The following is a 16,642-nucleotide window of genomic DNA, read 5'->3' as shown; positions in this document are numbered from 1 at the left end:
AATACAAAGTGGATGGGATCTCAACTGGAAAAATATTGAACAAACCATAACAGAACGATCATTTCATACTCTATGTTTCCATTAGCTTGACGGCTATGGAGGCTCACCGCCCGCCCCGCGGAAAGCGAGCATCCTGCAGCGGAAATCAAACGCTATACAGTAAAAGCAACAATGTCTACGAAAAGAGCCTTTTATTTTCACTAAATTAGTCATTATAGGTTCACATTAGCATAAATTTTTTGAGACTATTTCATATTAGGACTTGTGTCCGTTCTACTTCCTATCTACTATTAAGGTATGGCAATTGTCATAACCATAAAGAATTGGAAGGGGAACATTAATGTACAATATTTTACTACAGTCTCATGCGGGGTCATGGGCGATTCTTGTTCTACTATTAGTTATCAGTTATTTTGCCCCTAATCAAAAAATCACGCCGATGATTCAGCGTTTATTCTACCTGATTATGATTATTACTGGGGTTAGTATGTTAGTGATGATCGGTTTCCCACTGCTCTATGTATTCAAGGGTATCCTAGCAATTGTCCTAATTGGATTTATGGAAGTCGTTGTAGGGAGAAGAAAGCGTTCAGAATCAACAAAAGTTTACTGGATCGCGGTTATTGTACTTCTTCTAATTATTCTTTCAATCGGATACGACATAATCTAGTAAGTAACAGGATATGAAAAAAACGAACAAAAGCGACGGCCGATTATGGCCGTCGCTTTTGTATCATCTAGCTGCAGTGCCCAGCCTCTCGACCGTTTCACCATACAAAATGAATACAAAAGGCGTGTTCTTTTTGTATGGTTCCAACGCTTGTCGAGGCTAAACGGGCACTTCCGCTTTTGTATCGTCTAGCTGCAGTGCCCAGCTTCTCGATCGTTTCACCATTTAAAATGAACACAAAGAGCGTGTTCTTTTTAAATGGCTCCAACGCTTGTCGAAGCTAAACGGGCACTTCCGCTTTTGTTATTCCCAGGGTTTTTGGGTGGTTAGGAGGCCGGCTAGTTCTTTACTTGCTTGACGGTGTTCACGGCGTTTTTGGGCACGGGCTGGTGCAGTTTCGTGAAGGTTCTTTTCTTCTTCTGTTTCAGGTATTACTTTTGGAACGCTAAGTGGGTTTTTATTTTCATCAAGGGAAACGAATGTAAGGAAAGCTGTAGCTCCAATCTTTCGTTCGCCAGATAAAAGATGCTCTGCGATTACTTTTACAAACACTTCCATCGAAGATTTACCGGTAAACGTAACATATGCTTCAAGACAAACAGAGTCGTCTGGAGTAATTGGATAGAGGAAATCAACTGAATCAGTTGAGGCCGTTACGACTTCACTCCGGCAATGACGCATGGCTGCTATTGATGCGATGTCATCGATGTCCCTCATGAGCTGGCCGCCGAAAAGAGTTTTGTGATTGTTCGTTGCTTCAGGGAATACGTGGCTTGTTTTGACAACACGTGATTCGCGAATATATTTGTTTTCCATGGTTGTCTCTCCTTTAAGTATGCATTTCTTGTAGTCTATCTTTACTATGCCCTTGAATTAGTATTGAAAAACCTTTCTCAGAATGAGTATGGAAAAAGAATTTATTTACCCTTCTCCATTAAATCTCATCTAGTTGTATAGAAAAAGCCTAAATTACCACAAACTCATTAAGCTTCTAATGATTGGGGATGTTAAGAAATGAAAGGAGTGTGAGTCGATGAGAATGTTCTTATGTGTCCTATTATTCATTACCTTACTTCCCAATCAAGTGTCAGCTGAAAGTACCAAAGGTGATAGAGAGCTTGCAATTGTGATTGATGACTTTGGGAATAACATGGGTGGTACGGATGAAATGCTAAAGCTTCCCGTTACTTTGACGGTTGCGATTATGCCATTTCTCGAAACCACTGAGCGTGATGCTAATCTTGCTCACAGTCTTGGGCATGAAGTGATTGTCCATGTTCCAATGGAGCCAATTAAAGGCAAGAAAAGCTGGCTTGGACCAGGGGCTATAACAACAAATTTATCTAATGGAGAGATTAGAAAGCGTATTAATGCTGCTATTGATGCTGTGCCACATGCAGTTGGAATGAATCATCATATGGGTTCAAAAGCAACAGCTGATGAGCGGGTTATGAGAATTGTACTAGAGGTTTGTCGTGAAAGAGGTCTTTATTACCTTGATAGTAGAACAACCGATAAAACCGTGATCCCAGAGTTATCAGAAGAAATCGGAGTTCCGTATCTTGAAAATGAACTGTTCTTTGATGACGTTTATACAATTCGACATATGAGTAGAAAGGCGCAGGAGCTCGCTGAACGCTTGAAAGATAATGATGCTCATATAGCCATTGGACACGTAGGTATCGCTGGCGAGAAGATGGTAGCTGTTCTAACCGAGTATATCCCGATCTATAAGGATGATGCTGTTATTGTGAGGTTATCCGAGATGATTCCTGGATTTGAGATGATTGATGAAAGCATGCCATAAAAAAACTTTCATGTCTTTTACTTTAATGTTAACTTATTAATTATATTGGTTAACATTAAAGGGGGGAGAAGAATGAGAAACACGAATAAGCTTCGAATGACGATAGTATGTGGAATCTTTGCAGCCATAACATCAATCCTTGCCCAAATTGAAATTCCACTACCTCTTGTTCCTATAAGCGGTCAGACACTAGCTGTAGGGTTAACGGCTACTATTCTTGGTAGCCGTTACGGTGCTATAACCATGATTTGTTATGCTGCACTTGGAGCAATTGGGCTACCTGTATTTGCACAAGCAAAGGGAGGACTAGGCGTCCTGTTTGGCCCAACAGGAGGATATATCTTTGCTTTTATTGTAGCAGCTTATATAACTGGACTAATTCTAGAAAAAACATCTTTTTCGTTTACGAACGCTCTCATAGCGAATACCGTTGCTATGGTCTTGATCTTATGTCTTGGAACAATTCAGTTAAAATTTGTTGCAGAATTATCTTGGAGTGATGCATTTGTTTTTGGGGTTTATCCTTTTATTATTGTGGGTTTAATCAAGGCATTTCTTGCTAGCTGGTTAGGAATAACGGTACGTAAACGACTTGTTCAAGCAAGGTTATTACAAAGTAATCGTCCATCTGCTCGGGTGTAAAGTGATCTAATTACGCTTCTCGCACGTTAGCTAAGAAACAATAAAATGGGGTGCTAGTAGTGGAATCAAAAATAGAATGGGGCTTACTAGGAGGAAGAATTACTCTTGGAATCATTATGTTAGCTCATGGTATACAGAAGCTTGGCGGAATGGAGAACACGATTGCGATGTTCGAAAAAATTGGTCAGCCTGCTTGGCTTGCTTACGCTACAGCGATCATTGAAGCTTTGGGAGGAGCATTTCTTATTCTAGGCATTTTCGTCGTTCCGTCTGCTATTCTCCTTGGACTTACGATGATGGGAGCCATCGTACTTGTAAAGTTTCGAATGGGTTTAATCGGTGGCTACGAATTCCCGCTTTCTCTTCTTGGCCTATCTTTCATTCTTGCGTTTACAGGGAGTAGAAAACTTGCTATTTCTGGGGTGCTACTAAATAAAAATAAAGAAATAGATCAGCACGGTTAATGTGCTGATTTTTTAGTGACAAGAATGAATTAAATAAACGTTTGTTTAATGAGTGCTGACTTATGATGTTCATAATAAAAGGCTCTTTTCTCAAAGATTGTTGCTTTTGAAAGAGTTTTTGTATAAAGAACCAAACTTAGCTGATTGGAGCGTAAGGTGCTCGACTCCTGCGGGACTAGCGGGACAGGTGAGACCCCACAGGAGCAATGTTTTTGTGCGCTGAGGAGGCTCAAGCGTCCCGCCCCGCGGAAAGCGAGCATCCTGGAGCGGAAATCAACAGCATTATTGAAACAATGTTTACGAAAACAGCCTATTAAAAAAGCTTCCTCCCTTGAGGGAAGAAGCTTTTGATCTTAATAGACAAATGTGTTTAAGGAATGTCATATCCCATTGAGCTTGTAAGAATCTCAAACCACTGATCGCGTGTTAATGAGTAATTTAGCGCATCAACCGCACTGTCAATTCGTTCAGGTTTTCCTGAACCTACAATTGGCATTATGTTTGCTGGGTGGTTTAAAAGCCATGCGTAAAGAACTTGATCCATGCCTTCTGCGCCAATTTCAGATGCCACTTTCTCAACTGTCTGGCGAAGACGGACTGCTTTCTCATCATTGGCAGTGAAAACTTTACCACCCGCAAGAGGAGACCATGCCATTGGCTTCATTCGCTTTTCCTGACAAAGGTCTAGTGTACCGTCCTCGAAGTTTTCCAGGTTATAAGCAGATAGTTCAATTTGATTCGTGATTAACGGCTGGTCAACATATGACTGTAGCATGTTAAATTGATGATGCTTAAAGTTTGAGACACCGAAATGACGAACTTTACCATCCTGTTTTAAAGTAGAAAAAGCTTCTCCAACTTGTTCAGGGTCCATAAATGGATCTGGACGATGAATCAATAGAACATCTATGTAATCAATGCCAAGCGACTTAAGAGATTGTTCAGCTGAAGCAATAATATGTTCTTTGCTCGTGTTGTAATGATGAGATTGATGTGTTGGACGATTAGGTGATTCAATCACGATACCGCATTTCGTTACAATTTCCATTTCATCTCGAAGGGAAGGCTTAAGCGCAAGGGCTTTACCAAAAAGCTCTTCACACGCGTAACTTCCATATAAGTCGGCATGGTCAAACGTTGTTATACCGCGCTCAAGGTTATGTTCAATTAAAGAGAGTGTTTCTTCGCTAGACTGATTCCAATCCGCAAGACGCCATAATCCATGAATGATGCGGGAAAATGATAAATCATTAGTAATATCAACACGTTGCATATTGTTACCTCCTGATTGCGTATAAGTACACCTTTCATAATAGTGTAATAAAACCGCTTGCACAACCAAAAGGTCTTTGCTTATAATGAAGCCTCAGCCTTAATGATAATGCTTCTCATTATCATTAAGCCGTGCTATAATGAGCAAAACTAATGAAATTAGGGGTGTAAAATGATTGAATTCGTACAAATCTCAATGTTCTTTTTGATCTTGGTTCTTTCATTCGGTGCGTTTGCAGTTGTACTTAGAGCTGAAGCTATTAAAAGTGGATATATCCGTAAGAAAGAAGTAAATCGCCCAGAAAAAGCATCCCAATTCATTTTCAGAAAATCGTATTGACTTTTTAATTGATAAAGATTATCATTATCAGCATAAAAGAAATAAACATGAATTGTGTTCCCCGACACGTTCAAATTGCATAGCTCAAACAAAGCGAAAGAAGTTCCCCCTTCTCCAATTGTTTGAAATTAATAGCTGCCATCGTAGGCAGCTATTTTTTTGGTTTGGTCTGAACCAAATAAAGGTGAGGGGACTTGTTCGCCTTGCGTTATCGTTATTTATGATAAGCTAGTGGGGAATACAACTACATAAATGGTAGTTTATAGCGAAGTAATGGAAAAAGGATGTGCTAATATGAACGAACGTTTAACTAAATTTACAGAGTGGCTTACTGAGCAGAATCAGGATTTTGCTTTCCTCCATTCACCATCAAATGTATTCTACTTAACAAACTTCCATTGTGAACCACATGAAAGGTTACTTGGTCTTTTTGTCGTTCCAAATCATGAGCCGTTTCTTGTTTGTCCAGGCATGGAAGAGTCTCAAGCACGCGATGCAGGTTGGCAGTACGACATTATTGGATATAGTGATTCAGAAGAACCGTTTGATTTTATACATGAAGCATTGAAAGCACGTGGTATACAAAATCCTAAATCTGCTTCAATTGAAAAATCTACACTAGCTTATGAACGAGTTGAAAAGCTTCAGAACCACTTCTCAGAGCTTGGGTTTCATTCAGCAGAACTTGGGCTTAATGAACTGCGCCTCATAAAAGATGAGAAGGAAATTGAGATTTTAAGAGAAGCAGCGTCGCTCGCTGACTTTGGCGTTCAAACTGGGGTAGAAGCTCTTCAAGAAGGCATTACTGAGATGGAAGTTCTGGCGACAATTGAATTTGAATTGAAGAAAAAAGGAATCCGAGAAATGTCGTTTTCCACAATGGTTTTATTTGGTGAAAAGTCGGGCCAACCTCATGGGAACCCAGGGCAGCGTAAACTGAAAACAGGCGATTTAGTGTTATTTGATCTTGGTGTCGTTTTGAATGGCTATTGTTCAGACATCACAAGAACTGTTGCTTTCGGTAATATTAATGAGAAACAAAAAGAAATTTATGAAACAGTGTTACGAGCGCAGAACGAGTCACTTTCGATCTCTAAGCCTGGCACACGTCTTGGTGATATTGATCTTGCTGCCCGCAATGTCATAAGTGAGGCTGGTTATGGAGATTTCTTCCCTCATCGAATCGGTCATGGCATTGGTATTGAAGTACATGAGTACCCGTCGATGAGTGAGAAAAATGATAGCCTTCTTCAAAAGGGAATGACTTATACGATTGAACCGGGTATCTATCTTCCTGAAGTCGGCGGAGTTCGTATTGAGGATGATGTACTTGTTACGGATAATGGTTACGAGACGCTAACAAAGTATCCGAAAGAGTTACAAATTATAAGGTAATAGTGAGCCGGCTCCCTACAAGAGTCGGCTTTTCAAAAAGCTGTTATCGTAGACACTATTGCTTTAGAGCGGTTGATTTCCTCTCCAGGATGCTCGCTTTCCTTGGTGCGGGCGGTGAGCCTCCTCGTCGCTTACGCTCCTGTGGGGTCTCACCTGTCCCGCTAATCCCGCAGGAGTCGAGCACCTTCCGCTCCAATCAACAAAGTGAGGTTCTCTATAGAAAAATCTTTAAAAATCAGCAATCTTTTAGAAAAGAGCCTCAAACTGGTACCATTATATACGTTCTTACAAGACTTTAACGTTATCGTATTAGAAAAGAGCCTTAAAAAAGTAGTGGGATTGTCACGATTAATCTATTTATCATGGTTTTTGGTGTGTATAATGGGGTTATCATTTTCAGTGTGAAAGAAGTGAAGTTAACGAATGGATAAAGAGAAAAAAATAGAGTATCTGCTCTTTAGTGCCTGGGCGGTATCCGTTTTTGCGCTTGCAGGAAGCTTATATTTCTCAGAAGTACTTAAATATGAACCGTGTGAATTATGCTGGTACCAGCGAATTCTCATGTACCCACTCGTTCTACTATTAGGTATTGCGATGGTGAAAAAAGATTCCAGACAGTGGGTATATGTTCTGCCACTTTCCATTATTGGAGGTAGTATTTCAATCTATCATTACCTCATTCAAAAAGCGGCATTTTTTGCTGATTCAGCACCTGCTTGTGGAAGAGTACCTTGTACAGGGGAATACATTAATTTACTTGGATTTATTACAATTCCTTTTCTTGCTTTACTAGCTTTTACGAGTATTTCTATTCTAATGATCGTCCTTTATAAACAAACGAAAAAGGAGAATAACATATGAAGAAAGCCATTATTTTTCTTGGAATTGTCATTGTAATATTTGGAGCACTAGCAGTTGTCACGAATATAAGTAATAGTGAGAAAGCTGAGGGTAATCCTTACGGGAAGGATTCGCTTGATCCTGCAACAGTTGATCAGTTAGAAGATCCACTCTATCAGAATCAGATTTTGCCTGATGAACTTGACGAGATGCTATCTGATGAAGAAGATGCATTTGTATATTTTTATAGTCCTACTTGTATTCACTGTAAAAATACGTCACCAGTCCTTGTCCCACTTGCAGAAGATATGGGGATTGACCTTAAGAAGTTCAACCTTCTTGAATTTGAAAATGGCTGGAACGATTATGCCATCGAATCGACTCCAACGCTAGTACGATTTAAAGATGGCAAAGAAGTCGATCGTATTGTTGGATCTCAGTCTGAAGAGACCTTCAAACAATGGATTGAAAAGAATAAGTAAGATAGAAGCACCTGATAAGGGTGCTTTTTTCAATGGAAAGAGAACATTCAAATGTTTAGTTACTGAACTCTCGGGAACTAGAGAGGTGAAGATAAAACGAAAGGTGGATATTCATGAGTCATATTACTGGAAAAGTCGTTATTATTACTGGAGCAAGTAGTGGAATTGGCGAATCTACAGCTAAAAAGCTCGCAGGTGATGGAGCGAAGGTTGTACTTGCAGCACGTCGTGAAGATCGCCTGGAAGAGTTGAAAAAAGAAATTACAAACAACGGTGGCGAAGCGATTATTCAAAAGACCGATGTCACTTCTAGAGAGCAAATGCAGGCTCTAGCTGATAAAACAATTGAAGAGTATGGCCAAATTGATGTTATTATCAATAATGCTGGTCTAATGCCACTTTCATTCTTAAATAAGCTCAAGATTGATGAATGGGACAAGATGGTAGACGTTAATATTAAAGGTGTCCTTTATGGTATTGCAGGCGTTCTTCCACATATGGAAGAAAGAAAATCAGGTCATATTATCAACGTATCTTCTGTAGCAGGTCATGAAATTATGCCAGCAGGAGCAGTTTATTGTGGTACGAAGTTTGCAGTACGTGCTATTACAGAAGGACTTCGTAAAGAGATGTCCCCTTCTACAAACATTCGCGCAACAATTATCTCTCCAGGAGCTGTTGCGACAGAATTAACAAACACCATTACAGATGAAGATGTGCAAGAGAAATTAAACAACCGTGGTCCAAAGGGTCTTGATCCACTTGATCCTGAGGCGATTGCAGATGCTATTTACTATGCAGTTGGTCAACCAGATAGTGTTTCTATTAATGAAGTACTAGTTCGTCCAACATCACAAGGTTAACAAACACCAAAAATCCGTGCTCTTAAAGAGAGCACGGATTTTTTAATGGTATTATAAGTTAAAGCATGGTTGCAACCATCTTAGCGAGTTGTGCACAGAGCACGGCTGCGTAGCTACCAACAACGTTACCTACTATTCCCATCAAAAGTCCCACTGGAGCTAGAGAAGGTTGGAATACGGACGCAACGATAGGAGCGGAGCTTGTGCCACCAATATTACCTTGAGAGCCTACGGCAACAAAGAATAAAGGTGCTCGTAGTAATCTTGCTGCGATAAAGATTACGAGAATGTGAATGCTGAGCCAGACAATTCCCATTAGAACATATTGTGGGGAATCAATGACGTACGTAAGGTCGGCTCTTGCACCAATGGTTGCGAGTAAAAGGTAAATGGCAGTGTAACCTACTTTACTAGCACCATAGCCTTCTAGTTTCTTCACTGGTGTGAATGAGAAAAGAATTCCGATGGCAGAAATAATCATAACTGTCCAAGTTGTCGTTGAGAGAACAGCTGACTGAGGAAGTTTCTCTGCAATTTTAAGAACAATATAAGATACACCAAAAGCTAATCCAAGCAGACCAAGTAGTTGTGGTACCTGAATAGGTCGCTCGTTTTTGCGTTGAATGTCGTTCATTTCTTTATTTACACTTTGAATGATCGAATCATCCGCTTTGTTCCATTTGTTGAATTTATCCTGAAACCCAGCTAGGAAAATCATGATTCCCATCCAACTGTAACCCACGACAGTATCTACTACAATAATTGGAGACAGAATCTCTTTAGGTGTTCCTACAGCTTCAATCATAGCGGCCATGTTCGCTGAACCGCCAATCCAACTCCCTGCTAATGCTGCTACGCCTTTCCATGCGTCCTCAGGTAACCATGGCTGGAAGATGGCAAGCGCAATGGGACCGCCAATAATGACCCCGAGTGTACCAGCGAGGAACATTAATAAAGCTTTAGGTCCAAGTCGTAACGTTGCAGGAACGTTAGCTGATAACAAGAGTAGCAGCAGTCCGACTGGAAGAATGTATGTGGCAACAAATCCATATAGGGACGACTCTTGCGGAATGATTGCAAAGGTCGTAGAAAGCATAGGGATAAAGTATGTCCAGATTAACGGCGGTGCATAGTGGAATAGTTTCTTAAGAACATGGTTCTTTGATTCCCCCAACATAAAGATAAGTCCTACTACTACCGTTAGGTAAACAAATACAGCCATAGGATCTTCTATTAATGGAGAAGCCTTTGACCAGGAAAGTGCAAATATCATGTTGATCACTCCTTGATGTTAACTCTAGTCACAAACATAAATTATACCACCTCTTATCTGTCTATTGCTTTCAATAAGAATTATAGGAAAATTAAAATGATTAAAAATCATAGCTTGTATAATTGGTGCATACATATTGTGGAGAGTAAGCATAAAGGGGTGAGTTCCCATCGGTATATTAAATGAATTTCGTCACTTTGCAATAAGAGGGAACGCAGCTGATATGGGAATTGGTATTGTGTTAGGCGCGGCGTTTAGTAATTTCATAAATTCACTCGTATCTGATATTATCCTTCCGCCGGTAGGACTAGTCTTAGCAAGAATTAACTTCTCGGATATGTTCATTAGCTTAAATGGTCATTACTATCCATCCTTGTCAGATGCTAAAGAAGCTGGTGCAGCTACGATTAATTATGGCTTATTTCTCACTACTTCTATTCGATTTATCATTGTTTTCTTTGCCGTATTTCTAGTCGTTCGTCAATTGAATCGCTGGAGGAAACCGGGACAGGATCCAATTAATGCAATGACTCGTAAGGAGTGTCCATACTGTTGCACGCCAATTCCATCTCGTGCTGTCATTTGTCCAAATTGCGCAACCTCCCTACAAAAGGAAGAGGAGAAAGCGAAGCTAGCACTTTATTTTAATAAATCATCTTCATCTAGAAAATAAATAGCTTCCTCTGTTTTGAGCAAATTGTCCATGCACTCCTAATGATTAACATCTTTTGTGAAGTGGTATTATAGAAATAAAACTACTGAACGAAAGGCGAGGAGAAGTATGGTCGGATGTATGCTCATACATGGTTTTACTGGTGCCCCATATGAAGTTGAACCATTAGCAGAGTATTTTAAAAGCCAGACCAATTGGATCCTATCTGTACCAACGCTTCCTGGACATGGAGAAGCAGACACTTTGCGTGGCGTTACTTATAATCAATGGATTGCTACAGCAGAAGCAAGCTTAAAAGAGTTAATGGAAAAATGCGATACGATTTATTTAATTGGTTTTTCCATGGGTGGTGTACTAGCGGGTTATTTAGCTACAAAATATCAAGTGGATAAGCTTGTGCTGTTGAGTGCAGCGATTCATTATATTCACCCTATACAAATGATTAAAGACATTGGTGGAATGATAACGGACTTGGGGAAGGGGAAGCTTCTTCATAACGAACTATTTAGTAGGTACAGTAAGAAACTGAAAACAACGCCTGTGCTTGCATCGATTGAATTTCGTAAGCTTGTTCAAAGACTCAAACCATCTTTTAAACGTGTATCCGTTCCTACAATTATTCTTCAAGGGAAGCTAGATGGAATGGTTCCATATAAGACTGCCCACACAATCTATCATCTCATTGATTCAGATCAGAAGCAGGTGTGTATAATGGAGAAATCAAAGCATTTGATTTGTCACGGTGAAGACCAGAATGACGTTATAGATAAGGTGTTTGCTTTTCTTACGAATTGATGTATCCGATATCAAATTGTTTATACGGACCGGAATCATATTTGCTCGCTCCTTCTTAGGGTCTCGTTACAAAGGAGAAAAAAACTATGTTAAATCCACTCATGACCCCATTAATGATTGAAAAATATGCAAAGAGGCTAGTTGATCGATTAAAAACATCAACTTTACGAGGGATTGTCTTGACCGGAAGCTTTGCGAGAGGGGAAGGCGGTCCATTTTCTGATCTAGATGTCTGGTGTTTCTACAATGATAAGAAAAAAAAAACGTCATCCCTTCCTGAATTAATGGGTATCACTCTTGATATGAGAGAAGTATGTCTTAAGGATTTCTTGATTGATGCTGATGGAACGAGAGAATATGTAGCTCCATACTTTGAGCAACTCTCTGTTTTTGGAGAGACGCCTTTTGTCTTACCATCTAGAAAGCAAATAAAGGAAGGCGTCTTAAAGCTTCTCATATCCACTGAGCAAAGATTAAAAGATGCTCTGCCCACGGTTGATCAATATGAAATCCTTAATGATGTCATGTATTTGCTCCGAATTGAACGATATCTCTTAACATCTCAATACCCATTAACATTATCAGAATTGTATTCGATTCAATTTGAGGAAAATAATCGTTTGCTTGTTGAGTATTATTCCTCTTACTTATATAGGGATAGAACTGTTAGTGAAGATGAAATTCGCAGTGTTATGGACGTTTTTCTAAATAAACGATTGTAGCAGAAGGTATCTACATATAGAAAGAGAATGAGTAAAAGAAAGTAGGTATCGAATTTAAGGTAAGGTGAAAAGAATGGCTACATTTGAAGACTTCATGAAGTTAGATATACGAGTTGGCGAAATTGTAGAAGCAAACGATTTTAAAAAAGCCCGAAAACCGGCCTATCAATTAAAAGTAGATCTCGGGCAAGAGATTGGCGTCAAAAAATCCAGCGCTCAGATAAAGGACCTGTATAGTAGTGAGGAGCTAATAGGGAAACAAGTTCTGGCTGTAGTTAACTTCCCACCTCGGCAAATTGCAGACTTCATGTCAGAGGTTTTGGTGCTTGGCGTATATGGCGATAATGGTGTGGTTCTGATTCAACCGGATCATAGAGTGAACAATGGAGATAAGTTGGGATAAAAGGGATGCTACGATGCATCCTTTTTTTTGTTGTAGATAATGTTAAAAATGGGATATGATGGTGTAATATCTATTTCTGTGAGAGAGGTGTTAGATGGTGAAACAAGAAGAAGCGGTAGACGTCATTACCTTATCGTTAATGAAAGACCCATGCGTGAAAGCTGTTTTTCTAAAAGGGTCAATGGGGCGAAATGAGCATGATGGGAATTCGGATGTCGATCTATATTGCCTGGTAGAAGAGGGTGACAAAGAAGCTTTTATGAAAAATAGAAAAGCACATGTGGAAGCTTATACAAGTCTTTTATTCTATGATGAAATTTTTATCATTGCACCGCAAATTATTGCGGTGTACGATAATATGCTCCACCTGGATCTATTTACAGTAACGAATGAGACACTTATTGAAAAGGACTACTTTACGATCTTATATGACCCAGAAAATCGCATGGCCAACTATAATCAGCATCTAACATTATCTCCTCAAGAGTTTATTAATGATGTCGATGATACGGCATTCTTCTTATTTCAATATGAGAAAGCGAAAAGAAGAGGGAATAAAGTATGGTCTGTTCAAATGCTAAACAACGTCATGGTTCACTTTGCAAGAGTTCTTTTACATCACTACCATCCAAATAGAGCACAACTCGGGCTGAAAACACTCGATTCAACGTTAGATGGTGAACAAATTGAAAAGCTAGAAATGGTTTTCCGTCACCTAACAATTGATCATTATGAAACAGCAGCAGAGCTGATTAGAAGCTGGTTGAAAGAAGAGAAAAAGTGGATCATGGAACAAATCGAAGAAACTGTATATACGCAGGGGTTTCTTAACAAGATGATTGAATGTGAGTAGGTTGCAATTCGTAGATCTATTTTGTAGAAAGAAGAGGTGCTGATGGCACCTCTTCTTTCTTGCATTATGAGTGATTAACAGGGATTGTCTCTGGTTCAAAGGCAATTTTCGCACCTTCATAAATCGCTCTTTTTGCATCAAGTTCTCCTGCAAGTCGAGCGCCGCCAATAATGGCAAGTTGTATACCCTTCTGTTCAAGCGCTCGATATTCTTTCGGGACGTTAGATTCTTGTCCTGCCGCTAGAATAATCGTATCTGCTTCAAGCACTTCCTGCTCCCCGGTCTTTGTATCAGTAATTCGAATTCCCTTATCCGTAATTTCTTCATACACAAGGTTAGTGCGGAAACGTACACCATTTTGTTTTAATTCCTGAAGCATAGCCCATTTCGTTGTTTTGCCAAGCCCATCACCCATTTTTCCGTTTCGTCTGAGTAAGAGGATATCGTTAATTCCTTTTTCAATTAGGAAATGGGAGACGTCGCACCCGATACCACCAGCGCCTATGATGACAACTTTGTTACCAACTGAAACTTTACTAGAAAGGACATCAGGGTAACGAATGGCATGTTCAATTCCAGGGATAACAGGCTCTCTTGGGATAACTCCAGTTGCTAGAACGACCATATCAGGTGAGTGTGAAAGGATGTCTTCAACACTTGGTTTATGGTTGAGAGCAACTTGAACACCTAAACGCTTTATTTCTGTTGTATAGAAGCGGATCGTTTCGTCAAATTCTTTCTTAATGGGTATTTTGCGTGCGAGATTGAACTGTCCACCAATTGAAGGTCCGGCTTCGTAAAGTGCTACCTGATGACCTAATTCAGCATGTGCACGTGCTGCCTCCATTCCAGCAACACCACCACCGATGACAACAACCTTCTTTGGGTTTTCAGTTTGTTTAATATGCCATTTATGTTCTCGACCAGCGCGTGGATTCACGAGGCATGAGACTGCTTTACCTTCGAATGCATGATCAAGACATGCTTGATTACATGCAATACACGTATTGATTTGATCAAGTGTCTCTTCATTTGCTTTTTTCAGTAAGTGAGGATCAGCGAGAAAAGGTCTTGCCATTGAAACCATATCCAATTTGTGTAGTAGCTCTTCTGCGAGTACAGGGTCATTAATACGATTACTTCCAACGACAGGAATGTTTACTGCCTGTTTAATTTGTAGGGAAGGTTCTATAAATCCAGCTCTAGGTACCATCATAGAAATAGTGGGGACAGTCGATTCATGCCAGCCAATACCAATGTTTAGAAGATCTGCTTCGTTTGCTTCTAGTCGTTTCGCGAGTTCAACTGTTTCGTCAGGTGTTGAGGAATTTGGTACAAGATCAAGCCCTGACATTCTAAAAATGATAGGATAATCATCTCCAACAGCTTTACGCACCGATTTTAGTACTTCAATAGCGAATCTCGTTCTTCTCTCAAAATCTCCGCCCCATTTATCTGTCCGTTTATTCGTTGAAGGAGAGAGGAACTGATTGATAAGATACCCTTCAGAACCCATAATTTCTACTGCATCGAATCCTACTTTTTTTGCTTTTCTCCCCGCTTCCGCATAAGATTCAAGCAAATTAAGAATATCAAGCTCAGTTAGTTCTACTGGTGTTTCTCTGTGTATCGGTGATTTAATTGGAGAAGGTGCTACTGATGGAACACCATTCATCTCTGAATAGGCATAACGTCCAGCATGAAAAAGCTGAGCAGCAATTCGTCCATTGGCTGTATGAACGCGGTTCGTTAATCGTTCCATTACATCTAAGTCTTCGTCACGGTAAAACCCAAGAAAGTGGTGACCACCATCTCCTTCAGGTGAAACCGAGATACCACCAGTCACAATAATTCCTGGACCATAAGCTCCTGACCGTTCAGTATAAAAAGAAATCAGTGCTTCTTCCTGTTCTTTGCTTCCTTCCATACCAAGGTGCATGGAACCCATCATAATTCTGTTAGGCAAGGTTAATCTTCGCAGTTGAATTGGTTCAAATAACTTTTTCCATTCCATTTCTATTCACCACACTTCTTCGTTTTGAACACAATTCGATGAATGGTCATTCATTTCCTGTTTTTTCTTTTACTTCATTAAAAAAAAACGCGCTTACGCACGTTTTTTTATTGGTTGTTTTTGAAGACAATGTTGCTATTTATTTCTTTTTAAATGCGACAAGGAGAGCTCCTTCACCTGCATATGTTCCAATAAGTGGTCCCATTGTAGATAGAATAACATCCTTGAATTTGTACCGTTCTTGAATTTGTGCGACTAGCGCTTTGGCTTTGTCTTCGCAATTGCTGTGTGCTACGGCAATTACTTTGTCCTCAAGGTTATGGCCATACTCTCCAATTTTCTTGATGAATTCACGCACTGCACGTTTGTTCCCTCGTACTTTATCAAGTACTTCGAGTGATCCGTCTTCATTGCTTGCTCTCATTAAAAGCTTAATATTTAGCGCTGAGGCAATTGTTCCTCTAACACGGTCAAGTCTTCCACCTTTAATAACGTTCTCAAGCGTATCGAGTAGGAACATAGTAAGCGTATCTTCTGTATATTCATGGGCTTGTTTAACGATTGACTCAAAACTCTCTCCGTCACGAGCCATTTCAGCAGCATGACAAACGATAATTCCAAGACCAGATGAGGCTGTTTTTGCATTAATCACTTCTACAATCCGATCAGGATGTTCCTCATGGAACATTTTCTTTGCTAATACAGCGTTATCATAAGTGCTACTTAACGATTCGGACAGGGCAATAACAAGAATATTATCTTCCGGGCTAGTTTCTTCATATTTTGTAAGAAAGTCCTGTGGTGAGGGGGCAGAGGACTTAGGGAGCTCTTTTGATTCATGTAATTTTTGATAAAACGTTGGTGAATCGAGATCAACTCCAGCTTTATATTCTTTGTCACCAAAGAGAAGATTAAGTGGGACCACCTTAACGTTTAATTCATTTAGCAGTTCTTCAGGGAAGTCAATACTGCTGTCCGTAATAATTTGAGTTGCCATACAATTACCCCTTTATTCAAATTACCCGCATCCAGGTATTATTTCTATTGTACCATGCTTCAACACGAAATAGATGTTGGATATAACTCATTGAAAGAAGCTTCATTGGACAGTCTAATAAAAGAATTTATGTGAGG

19 protein-coding genes are annotated in these 16,642 nt (G+C 39.8%); 14 read left to right on the top strand and 5 right to left on the bottom strand.

The features are described from left to right. Positions 1 to 340: 340 nt before the first annotated feature. Positions 341 to 670 (top strand): DUF1516 family protein, encoded by a 330-nt coding sequence (locus JI666_RS19155; RefSeq protein WP_136948731.1) that lies wholly within the window; start codon positions 341 to 343, stop codon positions 668 to 670. A 303-nt stretch (positions 671 to 973) separates the two neighbouring features. On the opposite strand, the gene JI666_RS19150 is transcribed toward JI666_RS19155, so the two are convergent. Beyond that, complete coding sequence (locus tag JI666_RS19150; RefSeq protein ID WP_136948730.1) at positions 974 to 1,486, bottom strand: acyl-CoA thioesterase; 513 nt, start codon at positions 1,484 to 1,486, stop codon at positions 974 to 976. Between the two features lie 217 nt (positions 1,487 to 1,703). Between JI666_RS19150 and JI666_RS19145 the strand changes: the two genes are divergently transcribed. From JI666_RS19145 to JI666_RS19135, 3 genes are all read left to right on the top strand, one after another. After that, positions 1,704 to 2,477 (top strand): divergent polysaccharide deacetylase family protein, encoded by a 774-nt coding sequence (locus tag JI666_RS19145; RefSeq protein ID WP_206894631.1) that lies wholly within the window; start codon positions 1,704 to 1,706, stop codon positions 2,475 to 2,477. A gap of 72 nt (positions 2,478 to 2,549) precedes the next feature. After that, entirely contained in the window at positions 2,550 to 3,119 is a 570-nt protein-coding gene (locus tag JI666_RS19140) for a biotin transporter BioY (RefSeq protein WP_136948728.1), read from the top strand. 59 nt (positions 3,120 to 3,178) lie between these two features. Further along, positions 3,179 to 3,583, top strand: coding sequence for a DoxX family protein (locus tag JI666_RS19135; protein WP_136948727.1), 405 nt, complete (start codon positions 3,179 to 3,181; stop codon positions 3,581 to 3,583). Between the two features lie 370 nt (positions 3,584 to 3,953). Here JI666_RS19135 and JI666_RS19130 read toward each other — a convergent pair whose 3' ends face one another. Next, positions 3,954 to 4,856 (bottom strand): aldo/keto reductase, encoded by a 903-nt coding sequence (locus JI666_RS19130; RefSeq protein ID WP_136948726.1) that lies wholly within the window; start codon positions 4,854 to 4,856, stop codon positions 3,954 to 3,956. Positions 4,857 to 5,027: 171 nt separating this feature from the next. On the opposite strand from JI666_RS19130, the gene JI666_RS19125 reads away from it, so the two are divergent. From JI666_RS19125 to JI666_RS19105, 5 genes are all read left to right on the top strand, one after another. After that, the gene (locus tag JI666_RS19125; protein ID WP_169525644.1) at positions 5,028 to 5,195 is read left to right on the top strand and encodes a hypothetical protein; all 168 of its coding nucleotides are present in this window, start codon (positions 5,028 to 5,030) and stop codon (positions 5,193 to 5,195) included. Positions 5,196 to 5,489: 294 nt separating this feature from the next. Further along, complete coding sequence (locus JI666_RS19120) at positions 5,490 to 6,590, top strand: M24 family metallopeptidase (protein WP_206894629.1); 1,101 nt, start codon at positions 5,490 to 5,492, stop codon at positions 6,588 to 6,590. A 423-nt stretch (positions 6,591 to 7,013) separates the two neighbouring features. Next, complete coding sequence (locus tag JI666_RS19115) at positions 7,014 to 7,451, top strand: disulfide oxidoreductase (protein WP_136948724.1); 438 nt, start codon at positions 7,014 to 7,016, stop codon at positions 7,449 to 7,451. Continuing rightward, entirely contained in the window at positions 7,448 to 7,912 is a 465-nt protein-coding gene (locus JI666_RS19110) for a thioredoxin family protein (protein WP_206894627.1), read from the top strand. The genes JI666_RS19115 and JI666_RS19110 overlap by 4 nt, the downstream gene beginning before the upstream one ends. A 113-nt stretch (positions 7,913 to 8,025) precedes the next feature. Beyond that, positions 8,026 to 8,775 (top strand): SDR family oxidoreductase, encoded by a 750-nt coding sequence (locus JI666_RS19105; RefSeq protein ID WP_136948722.1) that lies wholly within the window; start codon positions 8,026 to 8,028, stop codon positions 8,773 to 8,775. 58 nt (positions 8,776 to 8,833) lie between these two features. Here the strand turns inward: JI666_RS19105 and JI666_RS19100 are convergent, their stop codons facing one another. Further along, positions 8,834 to 10,048 (bottom strand): DUF819 family protein, encoded by a 1,215-nt coding sequence (locus tag JI666_RS19100; protein WP_206894625.1) that lies wholly within the window; start codon positions 10,046 to 10,048, stop codon positions 8,834 to 8,836. Positions 10,049 to 10,217: 169 nt separating this feature from the next. Here JI666_RS19100 and mscL point away from each other — a divergent pair, with 169 nt between their 5' ends. The 5 genes from mscL (at position 10,218) to JI666_RS19075 (ending at position 13,494) form a co-directional block, all read left to right on the top strand. After that, positions 10,218 to 10,721, top strand: a complete 504-nt coding sequence (gene mscL, locus JI666_RS19095; protein ID WP_206894636.1) for a large conductance mechanosensitive channel protein MscL — start codon at positions 10,218 to 10,220, stop codon at positions 10,719 to 10,721. 108 nt (positions 10,722 to 10,829) lie between these two features. Then, the gene (locus tag JI666_RS19090; protein WP_206894623.1) at positions 10,830 to 11,516 is read left to right on the top strand and encodes an alpha/beta hydrolase; all 687 of its coding nucleotides are present in this window, start codon (positions 10,830 to 10,832) and stop codon (positions 11,514 to 11,516) included. A gap of 86 nt (positions 11,517 to 11,602) precedes the next feature. Further along, complete coding sequence (locus tag JI666_RS19085; protein ID WP_206894622.1) at positions 11,603 to 12,238, top strand: nucleotidyltransferase domain-containing protein; 636 nt, start codon at positions 11,603 to 11,605, stop codon at positions 12,236 to 12,238. A 73-nt stretch (positions 12,239 to 12,311) separates the two neighbouring features. Then, on the top strand, positions 12,312 to 12,641 hold the full coding sequence (locus JI666_RS19080) for a tRNA-binding protein (protein ID WP_206894620.1): 330 nt from the start codon (positions 12,312 to 12,314) through the stop codon (positions 12,639 to 12,641). Between the two features lie 94 nt (positions 12,642 to 12,735). Next, positions 12,736 to 13,494 (top strand): nucleotidyltransferase domain-containing protein, encoded by a 759-nt coding sequence (locus tag JI666_RS19075; protein WP_206894618.1) that lies wholly within the window; start codon positions 12,736 to 12,738, stop codon positions 13,492 to 13,494. Between the two features lie 64 nt (positions 13,495 to 13,558). On the opposite strand, the gene JI666_RS19070 is transcribed toward JI666_RS19075, so the two are convergent. Both JI666_RS19070 and JI666_RS19065 read right to left on the bottom strand, forming a co-directional pair. Then, a complete protein-coding gene (locus tag JI666_RS19070) occupies positions 13,559 to 15,508 on the bottom strand; it encodes an oxidoreductase (RefSeq protein WP_206894617.1) in 1,950 nt (649 codons plus the stop codon). A 139-nt stretch (positions 15,509 to 15,647) separates the two neighbouring features. Next, a complete protein-coding gene (locus tag JI666_RS19065; protein ID WP_206894615.1) occupies positions 15,648 to 16,505 on the bottom strand; it encodes a DegV family protein in 858 nt (285 codons plus the stop codon). Positions 16,506 to 16,642 lie beyond the last annotated feature (137 nt).

The organism is Bacillus sp. NTK071 (assembly GCF_017303315.1).
Taxonomy (GTDB): Bacteria; Bacillota; Bacilli; order Bacillales; family Guptibacillaceae; genus Guptibacillus.
The sequence above is the reverse complement of the archived record's forward strand: the minus strand, read 5'-3'. Positions and strand labels throughout refer to the sequence as shown.

Bases quoted from the DNA above. Each gene is read 5' to 3' on its own strand.
- JI666_RS19155 (WP_136948731.1), top strand. From the start codon at position 341: ATGTACAATATTTTACTACAGTCTCATGCGGGGTCATGGGCGATTCTT.
- JI666_RS19150 (WP_136948730.1), bottom strand. From the start codon at position 1,486: ATGGAAAACAAATATATTCGCGAATCACGTGTTGTCAAAACAAGCCAC.
- JI666_RS19145 (WP_206894631.1), top strand. From the start codon at position 1,704: ATGAGAATGTTCTTATGTGTCCTATTATTCATTACCTTACTTCCCAAT.
- JI666_RS19140 (WP_136948728.1), top strand. From the start codon at position 2,550: ATGAGAAACACGAATAAGCTTCGAATGACGATAGTATGTGGAATCTTT.
- JI666_RS19130 (WP_136948726.1), bottom strand. From the start codon at position 4,856: ATGCAACGTGTTGATATTACTAATGATTTATCATTTTCCCGCATCATT.
- JI666_RS19125 (WP_169525644.1), top strand. From the start codon at position 5,028: ATGATTGAATTCGTACAAATCTCAATGTTCTTTTTGATCTTGGTTCTT.
- JI666_RS19120 (WP_206894629.1), top strand. From the start codon at position 5,490: ATGAACGAACGTTTAACTAAATTTACAGAGTGGCTTACTGAGCAGAAT.
- JI666_RS19115 (WP_136948724.1), top strand. From the start codon at position 7,014: ATGGATAAAGAGAAAAAAATAGAGTATCTGCTCTTTAGTGCCTGGGCG.
- JI666_RS19110 (WP_206894627.1), top strand. From the start codon at position 7,448: ATGAAGAAAGCCATTATTTTTCTTGGAATTGTCATTGTAATATTTGGA.
- JI666_RS19105 (WP_136948722.1), top strand. From the start codon at position 8,026: ATGAGTCATATTACTGGAAAAGTCGTTATTATTACTGGAGCAAGTAGT.
- JI666_RS19100 (WP_206894625.1), bottom strand. From the start codon at position 10,048: ATGATATTTGCACTTTCCTGGTCAAAGGCTTCTCCATTAATAGAAGAT.
- JI666_RS19090 (WP_206894623.1), top strand. From the start codon at position 10,830: ATGGTCGGATGTATGCTCATACATGGTTTTACTGGTGCCCCATATGAA.
- JI666_RS19085 (WP_206894622.1), top strand. From the start codon at position 11,603: ATGTTAAATCCACTCATGACCCCATTAATGATTGAAAAATATGCAAAG.
- JI666_RS19080 (WP_206894620.1), top strand. From the start codon at position 12,312: ATGGCTACATTTGAAGACTTCATGAAGTTAGATATACGAGTTGGCGAA.
- JI666_RS19075 (WP_206894618.1), top strand. From the start codon at position 12,736: ATGGTGAAACAAGAAGAAGCGGTAGACGTCATTACCTTATCGTTAATG.
- JI666_RS19070 (WP_206894617.1), bottom strand. From the start codon at position 15,508: ATGGAATGGAAAAAGTTATTTGAACCAATTCAACTGCGAAGATTAACC.
- JI666_RS19065 (WP_206894615.1), bottom strand. From the start codon at position 16,505: ATGGCAACTCAAATTATTACGGACAGCAGTATTGACTTCCCTGAAGAA.